Annotated in this window: 14 protein-coding genes; 6 read left to right on the forward strand and 8 right to left on the reverse strand. The window is 70.7% G+C overall.

Features of this window, described 5'->3' with window-relative positions; all coding sequences use genetic code 11:
• Window positions 1-495 precede the first annotated feature (495 nt).
• The 5 genes from ABT053_RS16705 to ABT053_RS16725 form a co-directional block, all read right to left on the reverse strand.
• The gene (locus tag ABT053_RS16705; protein WP_350969904.1) at window positions 496-897 is read right to left on the reverse strand and encodes a peptidase inhibitor family I36 protein; all 402 of its coding nucleotides are present in this window, start codon (window positions 895-897) and stop codon (window positions 496-498) included.
• A gap of 634 nt (window positions 898-1,531) precedes the next feature.
• Entirely contained in the window at window positions 1,532-2,188 is a 657-nt protein-coding gene (locus ABT053_RS16710; protein ID WP_350969905.1) for a transposase, read from the reverse strand.
• The gene (locus ABT053_RS16715; protein ID WP_350969906.1) at window positions 2,071-2,739 is read right to left on the reverse strand and encodes a Type 1 glutamine amidotransferase-like domain-containing protein; all 669 of its coding nucleotides are present in this window, start codon (window positions 2,737-2,739) and stop codon (window positions 2,071-2,073) included. The genes ABT053_RS16710 and ABT053_RS16715 overlap by 118 nt, the downstream gene beginning before the upstream one ends.
• Window positions 2,740-3,207: 468 nt before the next feature.
• The gene (locus tag ABT053_RS16720) at window positions 3,208-4,860 is read right to left on the reverse strand and encodes a YncE family protein (RefSeq protein ID WP_350969907.1); all 1,653 of its coding nucleotides are present in this window, start codon (window positions 4,858-4,860) and stop codon (window positions 3,208-3,210) included.
• Between the two features lie 418 nt (window positions 4,861-5,278).
• Window positions 5,279-6,241, reverse strand: coding sequence for an ankyrin repeat domain-containing protein (locus tag ABT053_RS16725; RefSeq protein ID WP_350969908.1), 963 nt, complete (start codon window positions 6,239-6,241; stop codon window positions 5,279-5,281).
• 398 nt (window positions 6,242-6,639) lie between these two features.
• Between ABT053_RS16725 and ABT053_RS16730 the strand changes: the two genes are divergently transcribed.
• The 3 genes from ABT053_RS16730 to ABT053_RS16740 all read left to right on the forward strand — a co-directional run bounded on the left by ABT053_RS16730 (window position 6,640) and on the right by ABT053_RS16740 (window position 9,855).
• Window positions 6,640-7,242, forward strand: a complete 603-nt coding sequence (locus ABT053_RS16730; protein WP_350969909.1) for an acyl-CoA-like ligand-binding transcription factor — start codon at window positions 6,640-6,642, stop codon at window positions 7,240-7,242.
• A gap of 94 nt (window positions 7,243-7,336) precedes the next feature.
• The gene (locus tag ABT053_RS16735; RefSeq protein ID WP_350969910.1) at window positions 7,337-8,833 is read left to right on the forward strand and encodes an FAD-dependent monooxygenase; all 1,497 of its coding nucleotides are present in this window, start codon (window positions 7,337-7,339) and stop codon (window positions 8,831-8,833) included.
• A gap of 215 nt (window positions 8,834-9,048) precedes the next feature.
• Window positions 9,049-9,855, forward strand: coding sequence for a hypothetical protein (locus ABT053_RS16740; protein WP_350969911.1), 807 nt, complete (start codon window positions 9,049-9,051; stop codon window positions 9,853-9,855).
• Window positions 9,856-9,963: 108 nt separating this feature from the next.
• Here ABT053_RS16740 and ABT053_RS16745 read toward each other — a convergent pair whose 3' ends face one another.
• Complete coding sequence (locus tag ABT053_RS16745) at window positions 9,964-10,926, reverse strand: zinc-binding dehydrogenase (protein WP_350969912.1); 963 nt, start codon at window positions 10,924-10,926, stop codon at window positions 9,964-9,966.
• A gap of 153 nt (window positions 10,927-11,079) precedes the next feature.
• Window positions 11,080-11,589 (reverse strand): anthrone oxygenase family protein, encoded by a 510-nt coding sequence (locus ABT053_RS16750; RefSeq protein ID WP_350969913.1) that lies wholly within the window; start codon window positions 11,587-11,589, stop codon window positions 11,080-11,082.
• A 432-nt stretch (window positions 11,590-12,021) separates the two neighbouring features.
• Here ABT053_RS16750 and ABT053_RS16755 point away from each other — a divergent pair, with 432 nt between their 5' ends.
• Window positions 12,022-15,138, forward strand: coding sequence for a glycosyl hydrolase family 95 catalytic domain-containing protein (locus tag ABT053_RS16755; protein ID WP_350969914.1), 3,117 nt, complete (start codon window positions 12,022-12,024; stop codon window positions 15,136-15,138).
• 153 nt (window positions 15,139-15,291) lie between these two features.
• Here the strand turns inward: ABT053_RS16755 and ABT053_RS16760 are convergent, their stop codons facing one another.
• The gene (locus ABT053_RS16760; RefSeq protein ID WP_350969915.1) at window positions 15,292-16,521 is read right to left on the reverse strand and encodes an ROK family transcriptional regulator; all 1,230 of its coding nucleotides are present in this window, start codon (window positions 16,519-16,521) and stop codon (window positions 15,292-15,294) included.
• A gap of 96 nt (window positions 16,522-16,617) precedes the next feature.
• Here ABT053_RS16760 and ABT053_RS16765 point away from each other — a divergent pair, with 96 nt between their 5' ends.
• Window positions 16,618-17,481 carry a LacI family DNA-binding transcriptional regulator gene (locus ABT053_RS16765; RefSeq protein ID WP_350969916.1) on the forward strand — a complete coding sequence of 288 codons (864 nt, stop codon included), beginning with the start codon at window positions 16,618-16,620 and terminating at the stop codon, window positions 17,479-17,481.
• A 149-nt stretch (window positions 17,482-17,630) separates the two neighbouring features.
• On the forward strand, window positions 17,631-18,947 hold the full coding sequence (locus ABT053_RS16770; RefSeq protein ID WP_350969917.1) for an ABC transporter substrate-binding protein: 1,317 nt from the start codon (window positions 17,631-17,633) through the stop codon (window positions 18,945-18,947).
• The last annotated feature ends 58 nt before the right edge of the window (window positions 18,948-19,005 follow it).

The raw sequence follows: 19,005 nt of genomic DNA on the forward strand, positions 1-19,005 counted from the left end.
CCGGTCGCGGGAGACACAACTTCCCGTAGCTGTGGTCACCCCAGGTCGGGCGGCTGAGCGGAGTCAGCGAAAAGTCAGGACCCGCTGGCACGGGAGCGCAACCGAGACCAATGGACGGCATCGTCGCGGCACGTGACGGCACCGGACGGCATTCGTCGATCGGAAGCGGTGCGTCCCACCGGGGTTCGCACCCAAGGGGGCAGGGGTTTGGATCCCCTCATCTCCACCAGGCCAGAGGCCGTTTCCGAGAGATCGGGAGCGGCCTGGCCAGCGAGGTGCGGCACGTGTCAAGATCGATGCCGTTGTCGTCGTACTCCCGCTCCGACTCCGGGACCACTGAGCACATCGCCTCCAGGCCGCCGGAGGCGCGTACGAGACAGTCCCCCGGTCAACCGTTGACGAATCTCGGCCGCACGGCGAAGCGCCGGGGCGCAACGTGCCCGCGGGGAGGGCCGCCGCTCGTGGCCCTCCCCGCGGTGCGACGCCCTCTGGGGATCAGTACACGAAGACGCTGCCCGCGTTGAAGGTGAAGCTCGAAGGGCTGCCGGGGAACAGCGTCATGGGCGTACCGGTGCAGTTGGTGTTGGTCCACAGCGTGGCGACCTGGTTGGCGGTGTTGATCGCCGAGTGGGCCCGCCCCGAGCCCCAGCCGTGTGCGACGAGGTTGACACAGGTGCCCGCGGGAGGAGCCGACGACTGCACGGTGAACCTCGCGCCGGTGCGATCGGCGCCCTCGAACAAGCAGAGGGTGCGGCTGAACTCGCACGTCCCGCCGAGCGCCGAGGCCGACGAGGCGGCGGCGGGGGTGGCGGTGAGGCCGCCGGCGAGTAGCGCGGCCGCCGCCAGCGACGCCGCGACCGCGAACCTGCCCTTGAGGTTGATCCTGGAAGCGTTCACTTTCTCTCTCCCTTTATATTCGATGAAACTCTGACGGCGGCGAGGGGAATGTATTTCCGCCACTCGGCGCATAACGCGGCAGTGCATGCGCAGCTTTGCTCGGCAAGCGTTTTCGGCCATGCGAAATCGCGGAACGATGTCAGCACGGCAGGCGGCTGGAATGCGACGGAAGCCGCACGCGTTTCGTGCGGCAGGACACGCGTAAGTGCGCCTCACCGGTCATGTGACCGGCGCGGACACGACTACGGTCAAGGTTCGGACGGGCAATCGGGAGGGTAGGCGCAATGAGGCGATGAGCGGCTGCGCCGTGCCCCGCGACGGTTCGATGGAAAGCGGTCCGGATGGCCCATGGCTCGCCAGGGCGCCGGCTTCGTGGCTCTAAACAGTGCCTTTCTCACACTCACGGCGTCCCCGTACGCAGTCGAATGGTGGAGAAACAGGAATCACTTACCGAGCAGTCGAACGCGCAGAAAAGTAACACATCATTGACCGCATCCGCAACACCCCTGACAAGCGGCCATTCGCGGGAATTGTGGAATTGCGCGCCGGACATGAGGTCGACCCCGGAGACCGGAAGGTTTCCTCGCGCGCCCGGACGCGTCCCTCCGCCGCGGAAAGGTCGCACCGGGGGCGATTACCACCTCCCGGCGGCCCGGCGGCGGAGAACGGATCTCAGGTGATGACCGGGGACGTCGCAGGCCTCACCGGCGGTGATCCAGCGAGCAGGCACCCCGGCCACCAGGGTGCGCTCCAGCGTGGCCCGCGCCATGGCCGGTTCGATGGCGAAAGCGACCTCCTCCGGAATCGCCGCCCGAGCACGGCGTTCTGGGTCGGCCGCCCAGGACTTGGGCAGGTAGAGCTCCCTGTCGATCAATGCCCCTCCCCCGAGGTGAGGCGTAGGCGACGAACACGCCGATCTGGCAGTTCTCGATCCGGCCGTGCTGGAGTACTGGCGTTGCACCCCGGCCGAGCGCTCACCCTTCTTGAGGAATCCGGTCTCATCGACGATCAACACCCCGTTGGTGCCACCAAGTTGCTCCACCACATACGCTCGCAGGTCGTCGCGGACCGCGTCGGCATTCCAGGCGGAGGAGTTCAACAACGGCCTCCGGAGGACCTTGGCGGACCGGGGTCGGCGAAAAGCCGGCGACCACTGTGCGAGCACTGTCGGTGTCAGGAGGAGAACAGCTTCCAGTGCCCCTCGGACACGACGTCGACGGTGCCCTCGGTCACTCTGATGGCGGTCTCGTCGTCGATCGCGTACGCCGGGCCTGGGATTTCGGCCGCCCATCTTTCCGCGTGGGCCATGCTGTTCTCCGGCATGAGCTCGTGATCCAGGTGCGGGAAGATCGAGAAGTCGACGATGCCCAGTGTGTTGTCGCCTCCGGCAGGCGGTTTCCAGCCGACGAAGTCCTCTCCGACACGGGGGGTCATCACCATGCTTCCGGCGCTCAGTCCCACCCAGACCGTCTCGCGCAGCGACGGCAGGAGGTCCGCCAGCCCCGACTGCCGCATCCAATGGCAGAGGTACAGGGGGTCGCCGCCGTTCACCAGCAGGACGTCCGTCTCTCGGACCCAGGAGATCCAGCGTTCTTCGTCGATGCTGGGCAGCGCGGTGAGTTCCAGCACTCCCAGGGACTTCCAGCCCAGCTCGCACATGGGGGTGGAGGACTGACCGCTGATGAAACGCCACGCCCCACCGGGATTGCTCTGGGGGTGCCCGTAGCTGGCGGTGGGGATGCAGAGGGCGTTGGAGTCGGCGATCGGTTTGCCCAGTAGGCCGACCAGCGCGCTGTGGATGCTCGGGTTCTTGACGCCGGCGGAAGTGAGAAGAAGCTTCACGCTTGCCTCCTGTACGTAGCGGTCATGACGCTCTCGCCGAGAGTGGGGAGATCGGTGCATGGGGAAGGTCGATGCGGTGTCCGGTCGTGTCGAGCTGTTCACAGAGCTCTGGGTCATGGCTGACCGGGTGCGGCCACCGCGAGAGCCGCTTCAGGCGGGCCGCGCCCGGCTGCTTGGTGGAGGGGCCGTCCACGGAAGTCCGTTCCCGGATTCGGGCCGGCGCCCGCGTCGGGCTGGGCATGCAGTTGAGCGGAATGCGTCCGGCCGTTCCAGCCCGTGCCGGACGCATCCGGCTCTGTCGGTGACGGCCATGGCACTCCTTGAGGGGGATGTACTGATACGAGCGCCGATCATGGCGTACGAGACCGACAAATTCGGGCCGGTCGCGGGAAACGCGGCTTCTCCTGGCCACGGGGCGGGCGGCCGGGTGACGGCGGGTCGAGTTGCCGTCACCCGGGCGTCGGGATGCTACGCGGGCGGCTGGAGGACGGTGACCACGTGGGTGGTGCGCGCCGACTTGATGGTCGAGTCGCCGAGCAAGTTGACGGTGTACGTGTGTTCGCCGGCCGTGGTCGGCGTATCGGAGAAGCTGAACGACCCGTCGGCGGCGGGGGTCAACTTCACCAGGCTCTTCGAGGTGACGGTGCCATCCGGGCCAACGACCTTGCGCGAGACGGTGATGGTCGTCCGCGGGAAGGTGATGCCGTCGGCGCCGAAGGTGCCGTCGAAGTCGAGCCGCTCGCCGACGTCGCCCGCCGCCGGTCCGGTCACGGTGAGCGTCGGCTCGTACGAGGTCGCCGTGACGGTCGCCGAGGAGCCGCTGCCCCGGAACCATGAGTTGCCCGGCCAGTACACCTGATACTTGAACGCCCCGACGGACGGTGGGGCGTCGGTGAACCGGTAGGTCCCGTCCGCCGCCGTGGCGATCTCCTGGAACGGCCTGGAGGTGCCGTCGGGGAGCCAGCTGTGCAGTTCGAGCGTCTGTACGCCGGGTGGCAGGGCGCTGCTCAGCGTGAGTCGTCCGCTGAAGGTCGACTGCTTGAGCGCGGTCACCTTGGAGGGAGCCGTCAAGGTCAGCGTGGAGGAGTGGTAGGGCGAGGGCGGCAGCCACCAGAGGTGCATCCGTCCGGTGCCGGGCTCTTTCAGAACCGCGAAGGTGACTGTGCCGTAGAACTCGATGCTGCCCGCCACCACCGCCTTCCCCTGGTGGGCGGCTGTGTAGATGACCTCCGCGGTGGTCGCGTCGTACACCACGAGCTCCGCCGCGTCGCCCGCGGAGGAGTTCCAGCCGCCCACGACGTAGGGGGCGTCAGGGCTGGCCGCGACTGCGGCGGGGAGGCCGTGCTCGCCGAATCCGCTGCTGTCGTAGGCGCGGCCCCGGGTCAGGGCTGTCGTGTCCCAGGCGTCGAACCGGCGGGTGCCGTCCAGTGCCGACAGCGCCGCCGATCCGTGCTCGGCGAGTGCGAGATCCCGCAGGGCCGGCAGCTCGTTCGCCTCTCCGCGGATCTCGCCGCGCGAAGTGGGAGGCGTGGTGCTGATGTCGTACACCTTGACGGTGGCGGGGCTGACTCCCGGCTCCCCGGCCACCAGCGTGTTCCCCGAGACGGCGACGAGCGGAGCCCGGGTCGTGGCCGGCCCCACCCGGACGGCGGGGGTGGGCGGGGCCGGCCACGTGACGAGGCCGAGAACCCCTCCCTGTCCCTCTTCGCCGCAACCGAATCCGATCCACAGCCGGTCGTACTCCTGCGCCAGACTCGACGGGCACGGGTACGCGGTGAGGTCGATGCGCCTGGTGACGGCGAGCGTGGCGATGTCGATCTCGATCACTTCGTGCGAGTCGCGCAGCGCCGCGTACACCTTCCCGCCGCTCTCCGGCGAGGCCAGGGCGACAGCGCCGGACAGGCCGGGGATCGTGTCGACGACCTTGCCGTCGGTGGACGCGACCACGATCTGGTCACCGGCGGCGACGAAGACCTTCCTGCTGCGCGCCACCACGTCCCCACCCTTCCCCGTGACGCCGAGGTCGGTGACGGTCGCGGGGGCCGCGGCGGTCGCGGCGGTAGGCGCCTGGGTGACGAGCAGGGCCGCCGTCAGGAACAGGGGCCCGGCCCAGGCGACCAATCGGCGGGACAGAGGAGTGCGGGCAGAGGTTGGCAGGCGCACAGGCGCTCCGTTCTGGAGGGGAAGGGGGAGTCGAGCACCCCGGCATGACTACGGGACCCGCCCCGTTGACGATCTTCGTCAATCGAACACATATTCGCATAGTGTGGGATTGTCGTCCAGGGCATCGGGCGGTTCGGCGGCGGAGGCCACGTTCACCGTCGGCGTCCGCCGCCTTGAACGGGAGCGGATGCCTGCCGGGCGAACCGCCCGCCCTGGCCGTGGAAGTCCGTCCGGCGCGCTGGGAAACGATCGATCCTCACGCGGGAAGCGATCTTCAGACGCGCCTGTTCCGCCAGATCGTCCGCTCTGGTGAACGCCCTGCAAGACGAAAGGCCCGGTTCCGGTGATGGAGCCGGGTCCTTTTCGTTGTGCCGCTTCACCAGTTCCGATCGGGCAGCCTGAGCCACATGCCGGGCGGGCCGGTGATCGACCTGGCGTCGGCCGGGCGCAGGCCCGCGCCGGCGTAGCAGTAGGCCATGGCCTGGAACTGGTAGAGGTAGGCGGCGAGGATCTCCTCGGCCGGCTCGTCGCCGGCTACGTTGCCGCCGCCGGGATGGGTGTCCGACGTCTCGACGCCCCCGTTGCGGGCGACGCCTCCCTGTTTGCCGCTCTTGGGGTTGTCGTACATCGCGTAGCAGACGGTCCCCGTGGAAAGGCGCTTCATGACGCGGTGGGCGTAGGCGGCGTACCCCCAGGGCTGGCTGACGACGCATCCGCCGGGCACGTCCGTGACCCCGATGACGGTCAGGCTGTCGTCGAGGTCGGAGAAGGGGTCATCCATGACCTCTTCGATGTCGTCGTCATCGGCCACCACGGCTTCCAGGCGCGGAACCGCCTCGGCCGCGGTGAGGCCGGCCACGCATGCCAGGCTGAAGCCGTCGGAGTCGACGTCTCCCAACGCCGTGATCAGACGTTCGGCTTCCGTCACGGCGGCGGCCTCGGCGGCCGACAGGCCGATTCCGTCGGCGGGGAGGGTGAACAGGTCGGGGGTGGGGCCGGCCAGGCTGAGCCGTCCGGGGGGCCAGCCGTTCATCATCGGCCGCCAGGGGGCGGCTCCGGCGGCGACCAGGGCGCGGGCGTTGCCGGGACGGTTGTTGAAGACGGCGGCCCACAGCGCGGTACGGCCCTCGTCCTCCGCGTCGACGTCGTCGACGCGCCGGGCCAGCTCCGCGACCACTTCCGGCGAACCGTCCTGGGCCGCTTGACGGAGGGGCCGTCCACGGAAGTCCGTTCCCGAATTCGGGTCGGCGCCCGCGTCGAGCCGGGCACGGACCAGAGTGAGATCCGTCCAGTCCTTCCAGCGCATGCCGGACCATCCGGCTCCTTCGGTGACGGCCATGGCACTCCTTGAGGGGATGTACTGGATGCGAGCGCCGATCATGGCGTACGAGACCGACACATTCGAGCCGGTCGCGGGGAGCGGTGGTGGTCACCTCAGGTTGAGCGGCTGAGCGGAGTCTTCATTGGCGAGGTGTCCCAGCGGTGAGCGATTCCAGTCTCTTGACCGTGTGGGCCTTCTTGGGTCGAGGGCGCCCAGCGGCCGTCGGTGTGTTGTCGACGTGCCGGGCGGGTGAGTGCGCGTGGCCGGGCCGCTCGATGTGGTGGCGCGAGGAGGGGATGCTCGATGTGGTGGCGCGAGGAGGGGATATCGGGCGAGGCCGCCATATACATGCGAGTCACGCATTTTTGCGTGACTCGCATTTTTGCGTGACTCGCAAATTTGTGTAGGGTGCTCGCATGGGGCTGAGAGAGCGCAAGAAGGAAGAGACCCGGATTGCGCTGAGCTGGGCGGCGATCAAGCTGACCGTCGAGCGTGGCTTCGACAATGTCAAGGTGGAGGACATCGCCGCCGAGGCGGGCGTCTCACACCGCACGTTCAACAACTACTTCTCCAGCAAAGGTGAGGCGATCGCGGCCAGGCACTTCGACCGAGCGGTGCAGATCGCCGACGAGCTGAGGTCCAGGCCGGACGGCGAACCCCTGTGGGAGGCCATCACCAACGCCGTGTTCGCCCGGTTCGCGCTCGGCATGCGAGAGGCCGAGCGTCCGGCCGACGAGCGCTGGAGCGCCGGGGTCAGGCTGATGACTCAGCATCCGGAGCAGCGGGGCGAGTTCCTCAAAGCCCACACGGCCGCGCTGGACGTGCTGGCCGCGGCGGTCGCCGAGCGCACCGGCACCGACGCCGATCGTGATCTGTATCCGCACCTGGTCGCCGGCACGGTCGGCGCCGCCATACTCGCGGCCATCAACCTGTGGCTCCACGGCGACGCGCCGGCACCGTTCGAGCGACTGCTCCGTGACGCTCTCGGCCAGGTCGCGGCCGGCCTGCCCACGCCCTGACCCTTCCCTGACCCTTCCCACGCCTTTCCCGTCTTCCCCGTAGAGGATCAGCCGGCCCGCCGCCGGTCGATCCGTCATGCCCAGAAGGAGCGCCATGATCGCCGATGTCGTCATAGCCGGAGCCGGGCCCAACGGCCTGATGCTGGCCTGCGAGCTCAGCCTGGCCGGAGTCCGTCCCCTGGTCCTGGAGCGCCTGCCGGAGCGCACCCGGGAGAACCGTGCCAACGGCCTGGTCGGCCAGGTGGTACGGATGCTCGACCGCCGGGGCCTGTACGAGCGGCTCACCGGAAACCAGGGCCCGCCCCCGCCCGCCCCCGGGTTCGTCTTCGGCGCGCTGCCCCTCGACCTGAGCGCGCTGGACGACAACCCCCTCTACCTCCTTCAGGTCCCGCAGCTCAGGATCGAGCGGATGCTGGAGGAACGGGCCGCCGAGCTCCATGTCGAGATCCGGCGCGGCCACGAGCTCACCGGGTTCACCCAGGACAGCGAAGGCGTGACCCTCCAGGTGGGCGGGCCGGCCGGGCCGTACACGATCGAGACCCGTTACCTGGTCGGCGCCGACGGCGGGCACAGCGTCACACGCAAGCTGGCCGGGATCGCCTTCCCCGGCGTGACGACCGACGAGACGATCGCGCGCACCGCGCACGCCGCCGTACCGGCCGGGCTCCTCGATCCGGTCAGCGGCGGCCTCGACATTCCCGGGTACGGACCCATCCCGCCGTTCATGCACCACCGGACCGAGCGCGGGCTGTTCGTGTACGCGCCCCTGCCGGGCGGCCCCGCACCGCTGATCTCCACCATGGAGTGGAACGGGCAGGACGCCGAGGGACCCCTCACGCTCGCGGAACTGCGGGCCAGCGCCCGCCGCGTGCTCGGAGCCGACATCGCCTTCGGCCCGCCCGATGGCCAGGGGCCGCACCTGATGCGCAAGCTCAACGGCGGCAACACCCGCCTGGCCGAGCGTTTCCGGGACGGCCGGGTGCTGCTGGTCGGCGACGCCGCCCACGTGCACTCGGCGATCGGCGGGCCCGGCCTCAACCTCGGCCTGCAGGACGCGGTCAACCTCGGCTGGAAACTCGCGGCCGACGTACGCGGCACGGCCCCCGCCGGTCTCCTCGACACCTACGAGTCCGAGCGACGCCCGGCCGCCGAACGGGTGGTGATGTCCTCGCGCGCCCAGTCCGCGCTGATCGCCCCGGGCAGCGAGGTCACCGGCCTGCGCGCGCTGTTCGCCGAGCTCCTCGGCGACCCGCGCAACGTCCGTCGTATCGCCGACCTGATGTCGGGCGCCGACATCCGCTACGACGTGGGCGTCGACCATCCGCTGGCCGGTCGGTGGGCTCCCGACCTGGACCTGAAGGACGGTGCCCGGCTCGCCGAGCTGACCAGGGACGGCCGCCCGCACCTGGTCGACTTCACCGGCGGCGACTGGGGGTACCCCGCGACCGCGGCACTGCCCGGCTCCGCCGTACCGTGCACGGCGCTGCTGCTGCGGCCCGACGGATACGTGGCGTGGGCCTCCGACGTCCCGCGGCCGGACGCGGAGTCCCGCGCGTCGCTCCGGGCGGCGATCCAACGATGGCTGGGATGACCGGACTCGTCCCAGGTGAGCGCCTGAGCCGGGCTGTTGCGATCGTCGCCGTTTGCTCGGAAATCGGAAAGGTGTGTGGAACGATTTGTGAACACCCCGGTACGGCGTTCAAAGGCGCCCGCGGACGCCCGCCCTCCGCCTGGCGTCGCTCCTCATGATCGATTGTAGGGTGAGGTGATTCGCTCTCCTCCCTCCGAATCCCCGGGAAGCGTCCCGTGTTGCGTCGTCACCGTTTAACCCTCCCCGCCCTGCTCGTCACCGGTCTGTACGGGGCCGCGCTGACGGTCGCCGTCGTCGTCGCCCTGATCTCCGGGGATCTCGGCCCGTTGTGGTGGCTGACGGTGTTCGCGGCCGTGGACGAGGGCGTCGCGGCGACGGGGCAGAACCTGCTCCTTCTGGTCCTGGCCGGGCTGTCCTGGGCGTGGGGGATCTGGCAGATCCTGCGCGGGCCGCTGACGGGGCCGCCGTCCTCGCAGGACGGCGACACCCTGTGGCCGCGCGTGGCGCTCTACGGCGCGACGGCCACGACGTGGTCGCTTCACGTCACCGCGTCGTGGATCTGGGCGGACGCGGTGGCGGTGATCGGCTCCGCGGTGATGTGGGTGGTCGTGGTGCTGTTCACGCGGGTGCTGGGCCGCGACCGGCAGTTCACGCGGGGCGCGGGGGTGCTGGGGTACGGCGGGTTCACCGTCATCGGCGTACTCGACCTCGTCGGCCGGTCCGTCCCGGAGGCGGTGGAGATGCTCTGTGGCCTGGCCGGTCTGGCGTGGACGGTGCTGGTCCTGCGGGCCCAGGGGGATGACGACCGCTGGGGGGCGGCGACCGTCGCGTACGGCGTCGCCGCCCTGGTGACGCCGTTCTTTCTGGTACTGGCGGCACTGCCGTTCTCGGACGAGGGAGGTGCCGTCGAGGCTCTCGGTGTGTTTCCGAGCGTGCTGACGATGATCTGGCTGGCCCGCTCCGCCCACGACCTCGCCGCCCCGCGCCATCGCCCGGCCGCCCAGGCCACGTCGGAGGCGTGAGCCGGCGAGCGGTCGCGTCGTCGGCCGTCACCGCCGCGCGGGTGTCACGAACCGGTCCTTTCGGCGCGTGCTCGTCGCAGCCGGCGGCGGGGCGTCCTGGAAGGGCTGTCAGACCAGGAGCAGGGTCTTGCCCAGGGCGCCGCGCGACTCGATCGCGGCGTGCGCGTCCGCGGCGCGGTCCAGGGGGAAGGTCTGGCCGATGACCGGCCGGATCCGGCCCGCCACCGCCTCCGACATCACCCGCCCGGCCCAGTGCCGCATCTTCGGCCCGAAGCCGAAGAGCTGCTCGATCCCGATCACCTCCACCCCGTGCCGCCGCGCCCGCGCGGGGTCGATCGCCGTGACCTCGCCGCTGGAGGCGCCGTGGACGGAGAAACGGCCGCCGTCCGCCGTCACCTCGAACGCGGCCAGGCCGATCTCCCCGCCGACCCCGTCGAACACCACGTCGGGACCCGCGCCGCCGGTCGCCTCGCGTACCCGCTTCGCCCAGTCCGGGTCGGAGTAGTCGACCACGACCTCCGCGCCCAGGTCGCGAGCCAGCTCCAGTTTGCGCGCGCCGCGCGCGGCTCCGACGACCCGGGCACCGGCCGCCCGGGCCAGCTGCACCAGCAGGCTGCCGACACCGCCGCCCGCCGCCTCGACCAGCACCCACTCCCCGGGACGGATCCGGGCCCCCTCGACCAGGCCCAGCGCGGTGCCGCCGTCGGGGTACAGGGCGAGGGCCTCGGGCAGCCCCAGCCCCTCCGGCACCGGGATCAGGTCCCGCGCGGCGGCCACCGCGCGCTCGGCGAAGCCGCCGCTCTCCCCGGTTCCGGCGACGACGCGCCGTCCGGACCAGTCCGGGTCGACGTCCTCCCCGAGCGGACCCACCCGTCCGGCCACCGTGCCGCCCGGCACGTACGGCGGCTCGGGCCTGGCTTGCCACCTGTCGACGCCGCGCCGGATCTGCGTCTCGACGAACGTGATGCCCGCGACGGACACCTCGACCACCACCTGCCCCGGCCCGGCGACCGGATCCGGCGCCTCGCCCGGGACCAGCACCCCGGGATCTCCGAAACTCGTGACCCTCACCACTCGCACGTCGGTCGCCCCCCGCGTCTGGCTGTCCGAACACCGGTGCGGAGTAGTCTCCAACCTCAAGCTCGATCGAGGTCAAGTGGCCGTGAGCCGCGTCCCCCGGCCGATGCCGGGGCGCGGTCGCGGACCGGGGCGGACTTGGCCGCCTTATCTCCTGGACCAGGTGAGTCGCCCAGCTCTTTCGGCGGGTTCGCGCCCGGCGAGGACGGCGATGCCGATCGTCAGCGCGAAGGCGGACAGGCCAGTCAGGGTACGGACGGTGTGGAAGAGCTCCCACTGCCGCAGGATCTCGGTGTGACCGGCCGGGGCGGAGCCGGCGGCGGCCCATCGCCTGATGTGGGCGTGCAGCGGGATGTTGCCGAAGACCGTCACCAGCAGCGAGGCCACCGTCAGGGCGCCGGCCGCGAGCCCCAGGCGCCGTGGCAGGCCTCGGGAGACAAAGGCCAGGCCGAACGAGGTGAGGATCGCCAGCGCCATCGCACTCTGCATGACCGGCTCGTTGACCTCCATCATCGCGGTGTGGAAGGTCAGACGCACGTCCAGCGGGACGGTCCTGAAGGTGGGGACCACGTTGGCCGCGCCGTACCCGAAGGCTCCGGCGAGCAGCCCGGTGGACAGCAGCGCGGCCCCGTGGACGTACCTGGCTGGGGTTCTCATGGCGGTAATCGTCGCTCGCCCGCCGACGCGGGTCGTCCCACCGCGGGAGGCTCCCGCCCGTACGGCACCGGGAGGAGAAACCGTCCCTCTACGACACCGGGAGTAGGCGGGTCGCCGGACCGGATCACGCGCGGTCCGGCGGATAACATCCCACCTATTCCGCGCGGTCGCGGCCCCGTGCGGCGGAGGAGCGCGATCCACGAACGCCGGTGCGCGTTCGAACCACGGCCGTCTCGGGCCTACGACATCCGGGTCGACAGACGGGTCTGATCAGCAGGTCAAGAGACATCGGATGTGAAGGCTTGTTTCAGCCTTGTTTCGGTGGTATTTCCTTGTCTACCCCCCTCGCTGATCGGAGGAATTTGTGTGATCAAGTTCCCGCGCTCCAGACTGGGTATCGCGCTGTTAGGTGTGGTCGCGATGCTTGCCGGTATGAGTACGCCCACCTCGGCGCAGGCAGTGGCGCTGCCCGCGACCGACGACCTGACGCTGTGGTACAACTCACCGGCCACCGACTGGGAGACTCAGGCGCTGCCGATCGGCAACGGCCCGCTGGGTGCGAAGTTGTTCGGCGGAGTGGCCTCCGAGCAGATCCAGTTCAACGAGAAGACCCTGTGGACCGGCGGTCCCGGCGCCTCCGGCGGCTACAACCACGGCAACTGGACCTCACCCCGCCCGGGGGCCATCGACAACATGCAGGCGCAGATCGACCAGAACGGCAGGATCACGCCGCAGACCGTCGCCAACGCGCTCGGCCAGGGCAAGACCAACTTCGGTTCGTACCAGACCTTCGGCGACCTGTTCCTCGACTTCGCCAACCCGCCGTCGAGCACCACGGGGTACCGGCGTGAGCTGAGCCTGCGCGAGGCCGTGGCCCGGGTCGGCTACACGGCGGGCGGCGTCGAGTACACCCGCGAGTACTTCGCCAGCAACCCCGGCAACGTGATCGTGGCCCGCATCTCGGCCAACCAGACCGGCCGGGTCTCCTTCACGCTGCGGCACACCTCGCCGCGCAACGACAAGACCGTGACCGCCTCGAACGGCCGGCTCACCATCCGCGGCCAGCTCGCCAACAACGGCCTGCGGTTCGAGGGCCAGGTGCAGGTGGTCAACCAGGGCGGCACCAGGACCGACTCCGGGGACCGCGTCACCGTCTCCGGGGCCGACAGCGTGATGCTGGTGCTGTCGGCGGGCACCAACTACTCCGACGCCTACCCGGCCTACCGGGGCACCGACCCGCAGGCCGGGGTCACCTCGCGGGTGACCACGGCGGCGGCCAAGACCTACGACGCGCTGAAGGCCGCGCACCTCGCCGACTACAAGAACCTGTTCGACCGGGTGAAGCTGAACATCGGCCAGACGAACCCGACGGTGCCGACGAACCAGCTGCGCAGCGGCTACACCGGCGGTTCCTCGACGCAGGACCGCGCGCTGGAGGCGATGTTCTTCGCCTACGGCCGCTACCTGCTGATCTCCTCCTCGCGGGAGAACGACATCCTCCCGACCAACCTCCAGGGCGTGTGGAACAACGTCACCAATCCACCCTGGGACGCCGACTACCACGTCAACATCAACCTGCAGATGAACTACTGGCCGGCCGAGCAGACCAACCTGCGCGAGACGACCCGGCCGTATGACAGGTACGTCGCGAGCATGGTCGCCCCGGGCCGGGTGACGGCCACCAACATGTACGGGGCCCGCGGCTGGGTGGTCAACAACGAGACCAACCCCTACGGTTTCACCGGCGTGCACAGCTACCCGCAGTCGTTCTGGTTCCCCGAGGCCGCCGCCTGGACGACCCAGCACATGTACGACAGCTACCGGTTCAGCGGCGACACGAATTACCTGCGCAACACCGCCTACCCGGCGATCAAGGGCGCGGCCGAGTTCTGGCTGGACTTCCTGCACACCGACCCGCGTGACGGCAAGCTCGTGGTCTCGCCCAGCTACTCGCCGGAGAACGGCGACTTCTCGGCGGGCGCGTCGATGTCCCAGCAGATCGTCCGGGAGGTGTTCACCAACGCGCTGGCCTCCGCCCGCACGCTGGGCGTGGACACCGCCTTCCAGAACGAGGTAAGCACCGCCCTGTCCCGGCTCGACCCGGGGCTGCGCGTCGGCCGCTGGGGCCAGCTGCAGGAGTGGAAGACCGACTGGGACTCCCAGACCGACACCCACCGGCACGTCTCGCACCTGTTCGCCCTGCACCCGGGCAACCAGATCCTGCCCGGCACGGCCGAGGCGGCGGCGGCCCGCGTCTCCCTGAACGCGCGCGGCGACGGCGGCACCGGCTGGTCCAAGGCCTGGAAGATCAACTTCTGGGCCCGGCTGCTCGACGGCACCCGCGCCCACAAGCTGCTCAGCGAGCAGCTCAAGTCCTCCACGCTGGACAACCTGTGGGACACCCACCCGCCGTTCCAGATCGACGGCAACTTCGGCGCGACCTCCGGGGTCGCGGAGATGCTCGTGCAGAGCCAGCACGACACCGTGCACGTGCTGCCCGCGCTGCCGGCCGCGTGGCCGACCGGTTCGGTGACCGGCCTGCGCGCCCGGGGCGACGTCACCGTGGACACCGCCTGGAGCGCGGGGAAGGCCACGACGGTCACCCTGCGGACCGGCAAGACGGCCCCGATCAAGGTCAGGACCGCCGCGGCCACCGGTACCTACCAGGTCAAGGACGAGGCGGGGGCGACGGTCACCGCCACGCGCACCGGTGACACGCTGAGCTGGAACGCCACCGCCGGGAAGACGTACACGATCACCTTCCAGCCGGGCGGCGGCACCGGCGGCCAGACCGTCGAGGGTGAGGCGTTCACCTCGCAGTCGGGGGTGCAGCGGGCCGACCACGCGGGTGCCAGCGGCGGAGCCACGGTGGGTTACATCGAGAACGGTGACTGGGCGGCGTACGCGGGGGTGAACACCTCTGGGTTGCGGACGTTCAGCGCCCGGGTCTCCTCTGCGGGCTCCGGTGGGACGATCCAGATTCGTTCGGGGTCGGCCACGGGGACGTTGCTGGGGTCGGTGGCGGTGTCGCCGACGGGTGGCTGGGATACCTACGCGACGGTGTCCACGACCCTGAGCGGGTCGGCTTCCGGGCCGCTGTACCTGGTCTTCGTGGGAGGTGGCGGCAACCTGTTCGACGTCGACACCTTCACCGTCGGCACCGGCGGTCAGACCGTCGTCGAGGGTGAGGCGTTCACGTCGCAGTCGGGGGTGCAGCGGGCCGATCATCCGGGTGCCAGTGGTGGTGCTTCGGTGGGGTACATCGAGAACGGTGACTGGGCGGCGTACGCGGGGGTGAACACCGCCGGGTTGCGGACGTTCAGCGCCCGGGTCTCCTCTGCGGGCTCCGGTGGGACGATCCAGATTCGTTCGGGGTCGGCCACCGGGACGTTGCTGGGGTCGGTCGCGGTGTCGCCCACGGGTGGCTGGGATACCTACGCGACGGTGTCGACGACGTTGAGCGGGTCGGCGTCGGGGCCGCTGTACCTGGTCTTCGTGGGCGGCGGCGGCAACCTGTACGACGTCGACACCTTCACCGTCGCGACGTGAGCGGATATAGGCCGACGTAAGCCGAGATGAGATGACGTGGGCTGACACGAGATGACGTGAGGTGACATAAGACGACGTCGGTTCGTCCCCGGGTGGGTGACCGCCCGGGGACGGTGCCGTCGCGCCCGGCCGGGAGCCGCCGGAGCGGACGCGCTACGTCTGTGGCGCGGTGACCTGTGGCCCGTGGCCGGGCGCGACGGAGCCCTGGAGGACGAGGGCCGCCCCGCCGATGGCCGCGGCGTCGCGGGGGTTGCTCGACAGGTCGACCTCCACCGCGTGCACCCCGCGTGAGAACGCCCGTTCCGCGAGGCGGCGGCGGATCTCGCTGACGTAGAGCGAACCGGCGACGGCGAAGCCCGGCCCCGCGAGCACGAGCGTGTCGAGGTCCCAGAGGTTGGCGAGCGTCAGGGCGCCGTCGGCGAGGAGCAGGGCCGACTCGTCGACCAGCGCGCGGGCCTGCCCGTCGCCGTAGATCGCCGCACGGGCGAGGACGTCGAACGCCCGCGAGTCCGGGTCGTCGGAACGGATGCCCAGGCGGTCCGCGAGGTCCGGGGTGGACCTGGCACGCTCCACGAGCGCGGAGGGGGCGGCGTACAGCTCCAGGCAGCCCCGGCCGCCGCAGCGGCACCGCTCGCCGTCGCGGATCACCGAGACGTGGCCGATCTCACCGGCGTTGGAACTGGCGCCGCGATGGAGCGCGCCGTCGAGGACGACCCCGGAGCCGATTCCCGAGTTCATGTAGAGGCACCCGAAGGTCCGCTCCCGCGAGACCTGCCGTCCCCAGAACTCGCCCACGGCGGCCGCGGCGGCGTCGCTGTCGACGAGCACCGGCACGCCCAGCCTGGTGGCCAGGGCCTGGCCGAGGTCGAGGTCGGCCCACCGCTCCAGTCCCGGGAGCGCGAGGAACCTGCCCCGTGCCACGTCGACCGGACCCGGCCCGACGACGGCGAGCCCCGCCACGCTCTGCGGCGACAGCCCGAGCCCCCGCGTGACGTCGCCGTAGAGCGCGGCCAGCTGGGCCACGACGTCCTCGGGCTTCTCGGCGGGAGGCGAGGAGACGAGCTCGCGCCCGATCGTGCCGCCCCGCGTGTCCGTCACGACGCACGTCATGGTGTCGGCCCCGACGCGGATCCCGACGCCGTATGCTGAGCGGGAGTTGATCACGAGCAGGGTCCGTGGCTTGCCCCCGGTGGCGACCGTGGCGCCGGTCTCGCGCACGACGCCGTCGTCGATCAGGCGCCGGACGATGTTGGAGATCGTCGGCTGGGTCAACCTGGTCGCCTCGACGAGCTCCACCCGGCTGATCGGCCCGGAGGACCGGATGAGGTCGACGACGAGCGCGCGGCTCCCCGGTCCCGCGGCCGCGGACTCTCGTCGGGCCACGCTCAACCGCCTCTCGCCCCGGCCGCACGTACGGCGGCACTACGTTACAGGGCACGAGGTTAGTTCACGAAGGCAGTGCGCGAGGGAAGGGCACCGATGGTCGCGGCAGGGACGGGCACGAAGACGCGTCCGCGGACGGGCACGCCGGTGGGTCTCGCCCTCGTACGCGACGCGGAGGTCCTCGGCGCCGAGCCCTTCTTCCACGAGTTCATCGCGGGCATGGAGCGGATCCTCGTCCCCCTCGGGGTGCCCGTGCTCCTCCAGGTGGTCGCCACGGTCGGGCAGGCGAGCGACCGGATGCGCGCGTGGGCGGCCCAGGGGCAGGTGCGGGGGGTCATCCTGATCGACCTGCTCCCCGGCGACGAGCGGGTCGCGCTCGTCGGCGAGCTGGGCATGCCGGCCGTGGTCATCGGCGACCCGGTCACCGCCGGGGGGCTGCCCGCGGTGTGGACGCAGGACGAGGTGGCCATGCGCGACGTGGTCGCCGCGCTGGTCGCGGGCGGGCACACGCATCTCGGCCATGTCGCGGGACCGGCGGAGATGGCGCACACGATCATCCGCCGCCGCACGTTCCACGCCGTCGCGTCGGAACGCGGCGTGCGGACGACGACGTTCGACGGCGACTACTCCGAGGGGGCCGGGGTGCGCGCGGTCACCGCCCTCGCGGGGACTGACGACCGGCCGACGGCGCTGGTCTTCGACAACGACGTCATGGCGCTGGGCGCGCTCCACGAGGCGCGCCGTCTCGGCCTGCGGGTCCCCTCCGACCTGTCCCTGGTGGCGTGGGACGACTCGGCCCTGTGCCAGCTCGCGGAGCCGCCGCTCAGCGCCGTCAGCCACGACGTGCAGGCGCTGGGCGAGCTGGTCGGGGAGACCGTGGCCGAGATTCTGGCGGGGGCGGCGCCGCGGGTGATCACGGCCGCGCCGGCGACGCTGGTCGTTCGCGGTTCGAGCATTTAATAAATTACTAATCTTTCTTGTTGACTTCCGGTCGGCCCGTCCTGCACGCTGTGGTGCGGGCGGCGTCCGCAATCTCCGTGCAACCCACGGGTAACTCCTGGGACACACGCTTCCCCACCACCCCCCGGAACATCAGCAAAGGAAGCCCCATGCACCGCACCACGCCTCGGGCCGTACGCGGGGTGGCCGCGTTCGCCGCCGGAGCCCTGCTCCTCTCCCTCACCGCCTGCGGCTCCGACGAACCGGCGGGCCCGGCGACCGCGGCGAGCGGCGGCGGCTCCATCGACGTCGTCACCCGCTGGACGGCGGGCAACTCGGCGGCCGCGGCCCAGAAGCGCGTCTTCGACGCGTTCACCGCGGAGACGGGTATCAAGATCAACCTCATCGAGGGCCTGGAGGCCATCGACGACCAGGTGGAGACCGCGGTGGCGGCGGGCAAGTCCCCCGACCTGGTGATCGTCAACCTGTTCGACAAGACCGTGGGCTGGCTGGACGCGGGCGTCACGGTCCCCGTCGACCAGTACGTCAAGGACTGGGGCCTCGCCGACAGGATGAAGCCGCAGGCCCTCGACGAGTGGCGGGTCGGCGGCGCCGCCGGAGGCCAGATCCAGGGCCTGCCGTTCTCCGGGTTCAGCTGGCCGCTCTGGTACAACACCGAGCTGCTGACCAAGGCCGGTGTCGCGGAGGTCCCGAAGACCACCGACGAGCTCGTCGCCGCCGCCAAGAAGCTGCGCGCCGCAGGCGTCGGGCCCGTCGCCGTCGGCGGCAACGACTGGAGCGGGCAGAAGCTCTTCTACCAGATCGCGCAGTCGTTCACCGACGCCGCGGCGATGCGGAAGATCATGACGGAGGGCGGCTACTGCGCCACGCCGTCGGTCATGAACGGCATCAAGCTCTTCACCGACCTGCGCGACGCCAAGGTGTTCGTCGACAACGCCGCGGGGCTCAGCGCCGACGACATGTACGCCTCCTACTACTCGGGCAAGGCCGCGATCATGTCCGCGGGCTCGTGGGCGTACACGGAGTCGAAGGCCTCGGGCACCGGGATCGAGACGCGCACGGCCCTCGGCGGGTTCCCCGTCCCGGACGGCTCGGTCTACCCGAAGCCGACGGCCTACCAGGGCTTCACCGGCGTCGGCTTCATGATCACGAAGCAGGGGGCCGAGCCCGGCAACATCGACAGGGTCCGCCGCCTCGTGACGAAGTTCTACGACCAGCCGACCGTCGGCGACTTCGTCAAGGACGCGGGCATCCTGCCGCCGGTCACCGGCGACTTCGCCTCCTCCGCGACCGACCCGCTGCTGAAGGCCTCGCTCGGCCTCGACGCCGAGGTCGGCTACGCGGTCCTGCCCGACGTCTGGATCGGCGCCGCGTCCGACCCGATCACCCAGGTCCTGACCGGGGCCTACGGCGAGGCGACCCCGCAGGAGATCTGCGCGGGCCTCGACACCGCGACCAAGGGCTGAGGTCCGACCGCCGAGTGGGGCCGCCGTGCCAGGCGGCCCCACCCCGCCCGAAGGAAAC

Origin of the sequence: Streptosporangium sp. NPDC002524, from assembly GCF_040295985.1 — a bacterium.
Classification (GTDB): domain Bacteria; phylum Actinomycetota; class Actinomycetes; order Streptosporangiales; family Streptosporangiaceae; genus Streptosporangium.

Coding starts and splice junctions, on each gene's coding strand:
- ABT053_RS16710 (WP_350969905.1), bottom strand. CDS start 2,188: ATGGGCGGCCGAAATCCCAGGCCCGGCGTACGCGATCGACGACGAGAC.
- ABT053_RS16725 (WP_350969908.1), bottom strand. CDS start 6,241: ATGGCCGTCACCGAAGGAGCCGGATGGTCCGGCATGCGCTGGAAGGAC.
- ABT053_RS16730 (WP_350969909.1), top strand. CDS start 6,640: ATGGGGCTGAGAGAGCGCAAGAAGGAAGAGACCCGGATTGCGCTGAGC.
- ABT053_RS16735 (WP_350969910.1), top strand. CDS start 7,337: ATGATCGCCGATGTCGTCATAGCCGGAGCCGGGCCCAACGGCCTGATG.
- ABT053_RS16750 (WP_350969913.1), bottom strand. CDS start 11,589: ATGAGAACCCCAGCCAGGTACGTCCACGGGGCCGCGCTGCTGTCCACC.
- ABT053_RS16755 (WP_350969914.1), top strand. CDS start 12,022: ATGAGTACGCCCACCTCGGCGCAGGCAGTGGCGCTGCCCGCGACCGAC.
- ABT053_RS16765 (WP_350969916.1), top strand. CDS start 16,618: ATGGTCGCGGCAGGGACGGGCACGAAGACGCGTCCGCGGACGGGCACG.
- ABT053_RS16770 (WP_350969917.1), top strand. CDS start 17,631: ATGCACCGCACCACGCCTCGGGCCGTACGCGGGGTGGCCGCGTTCGCC.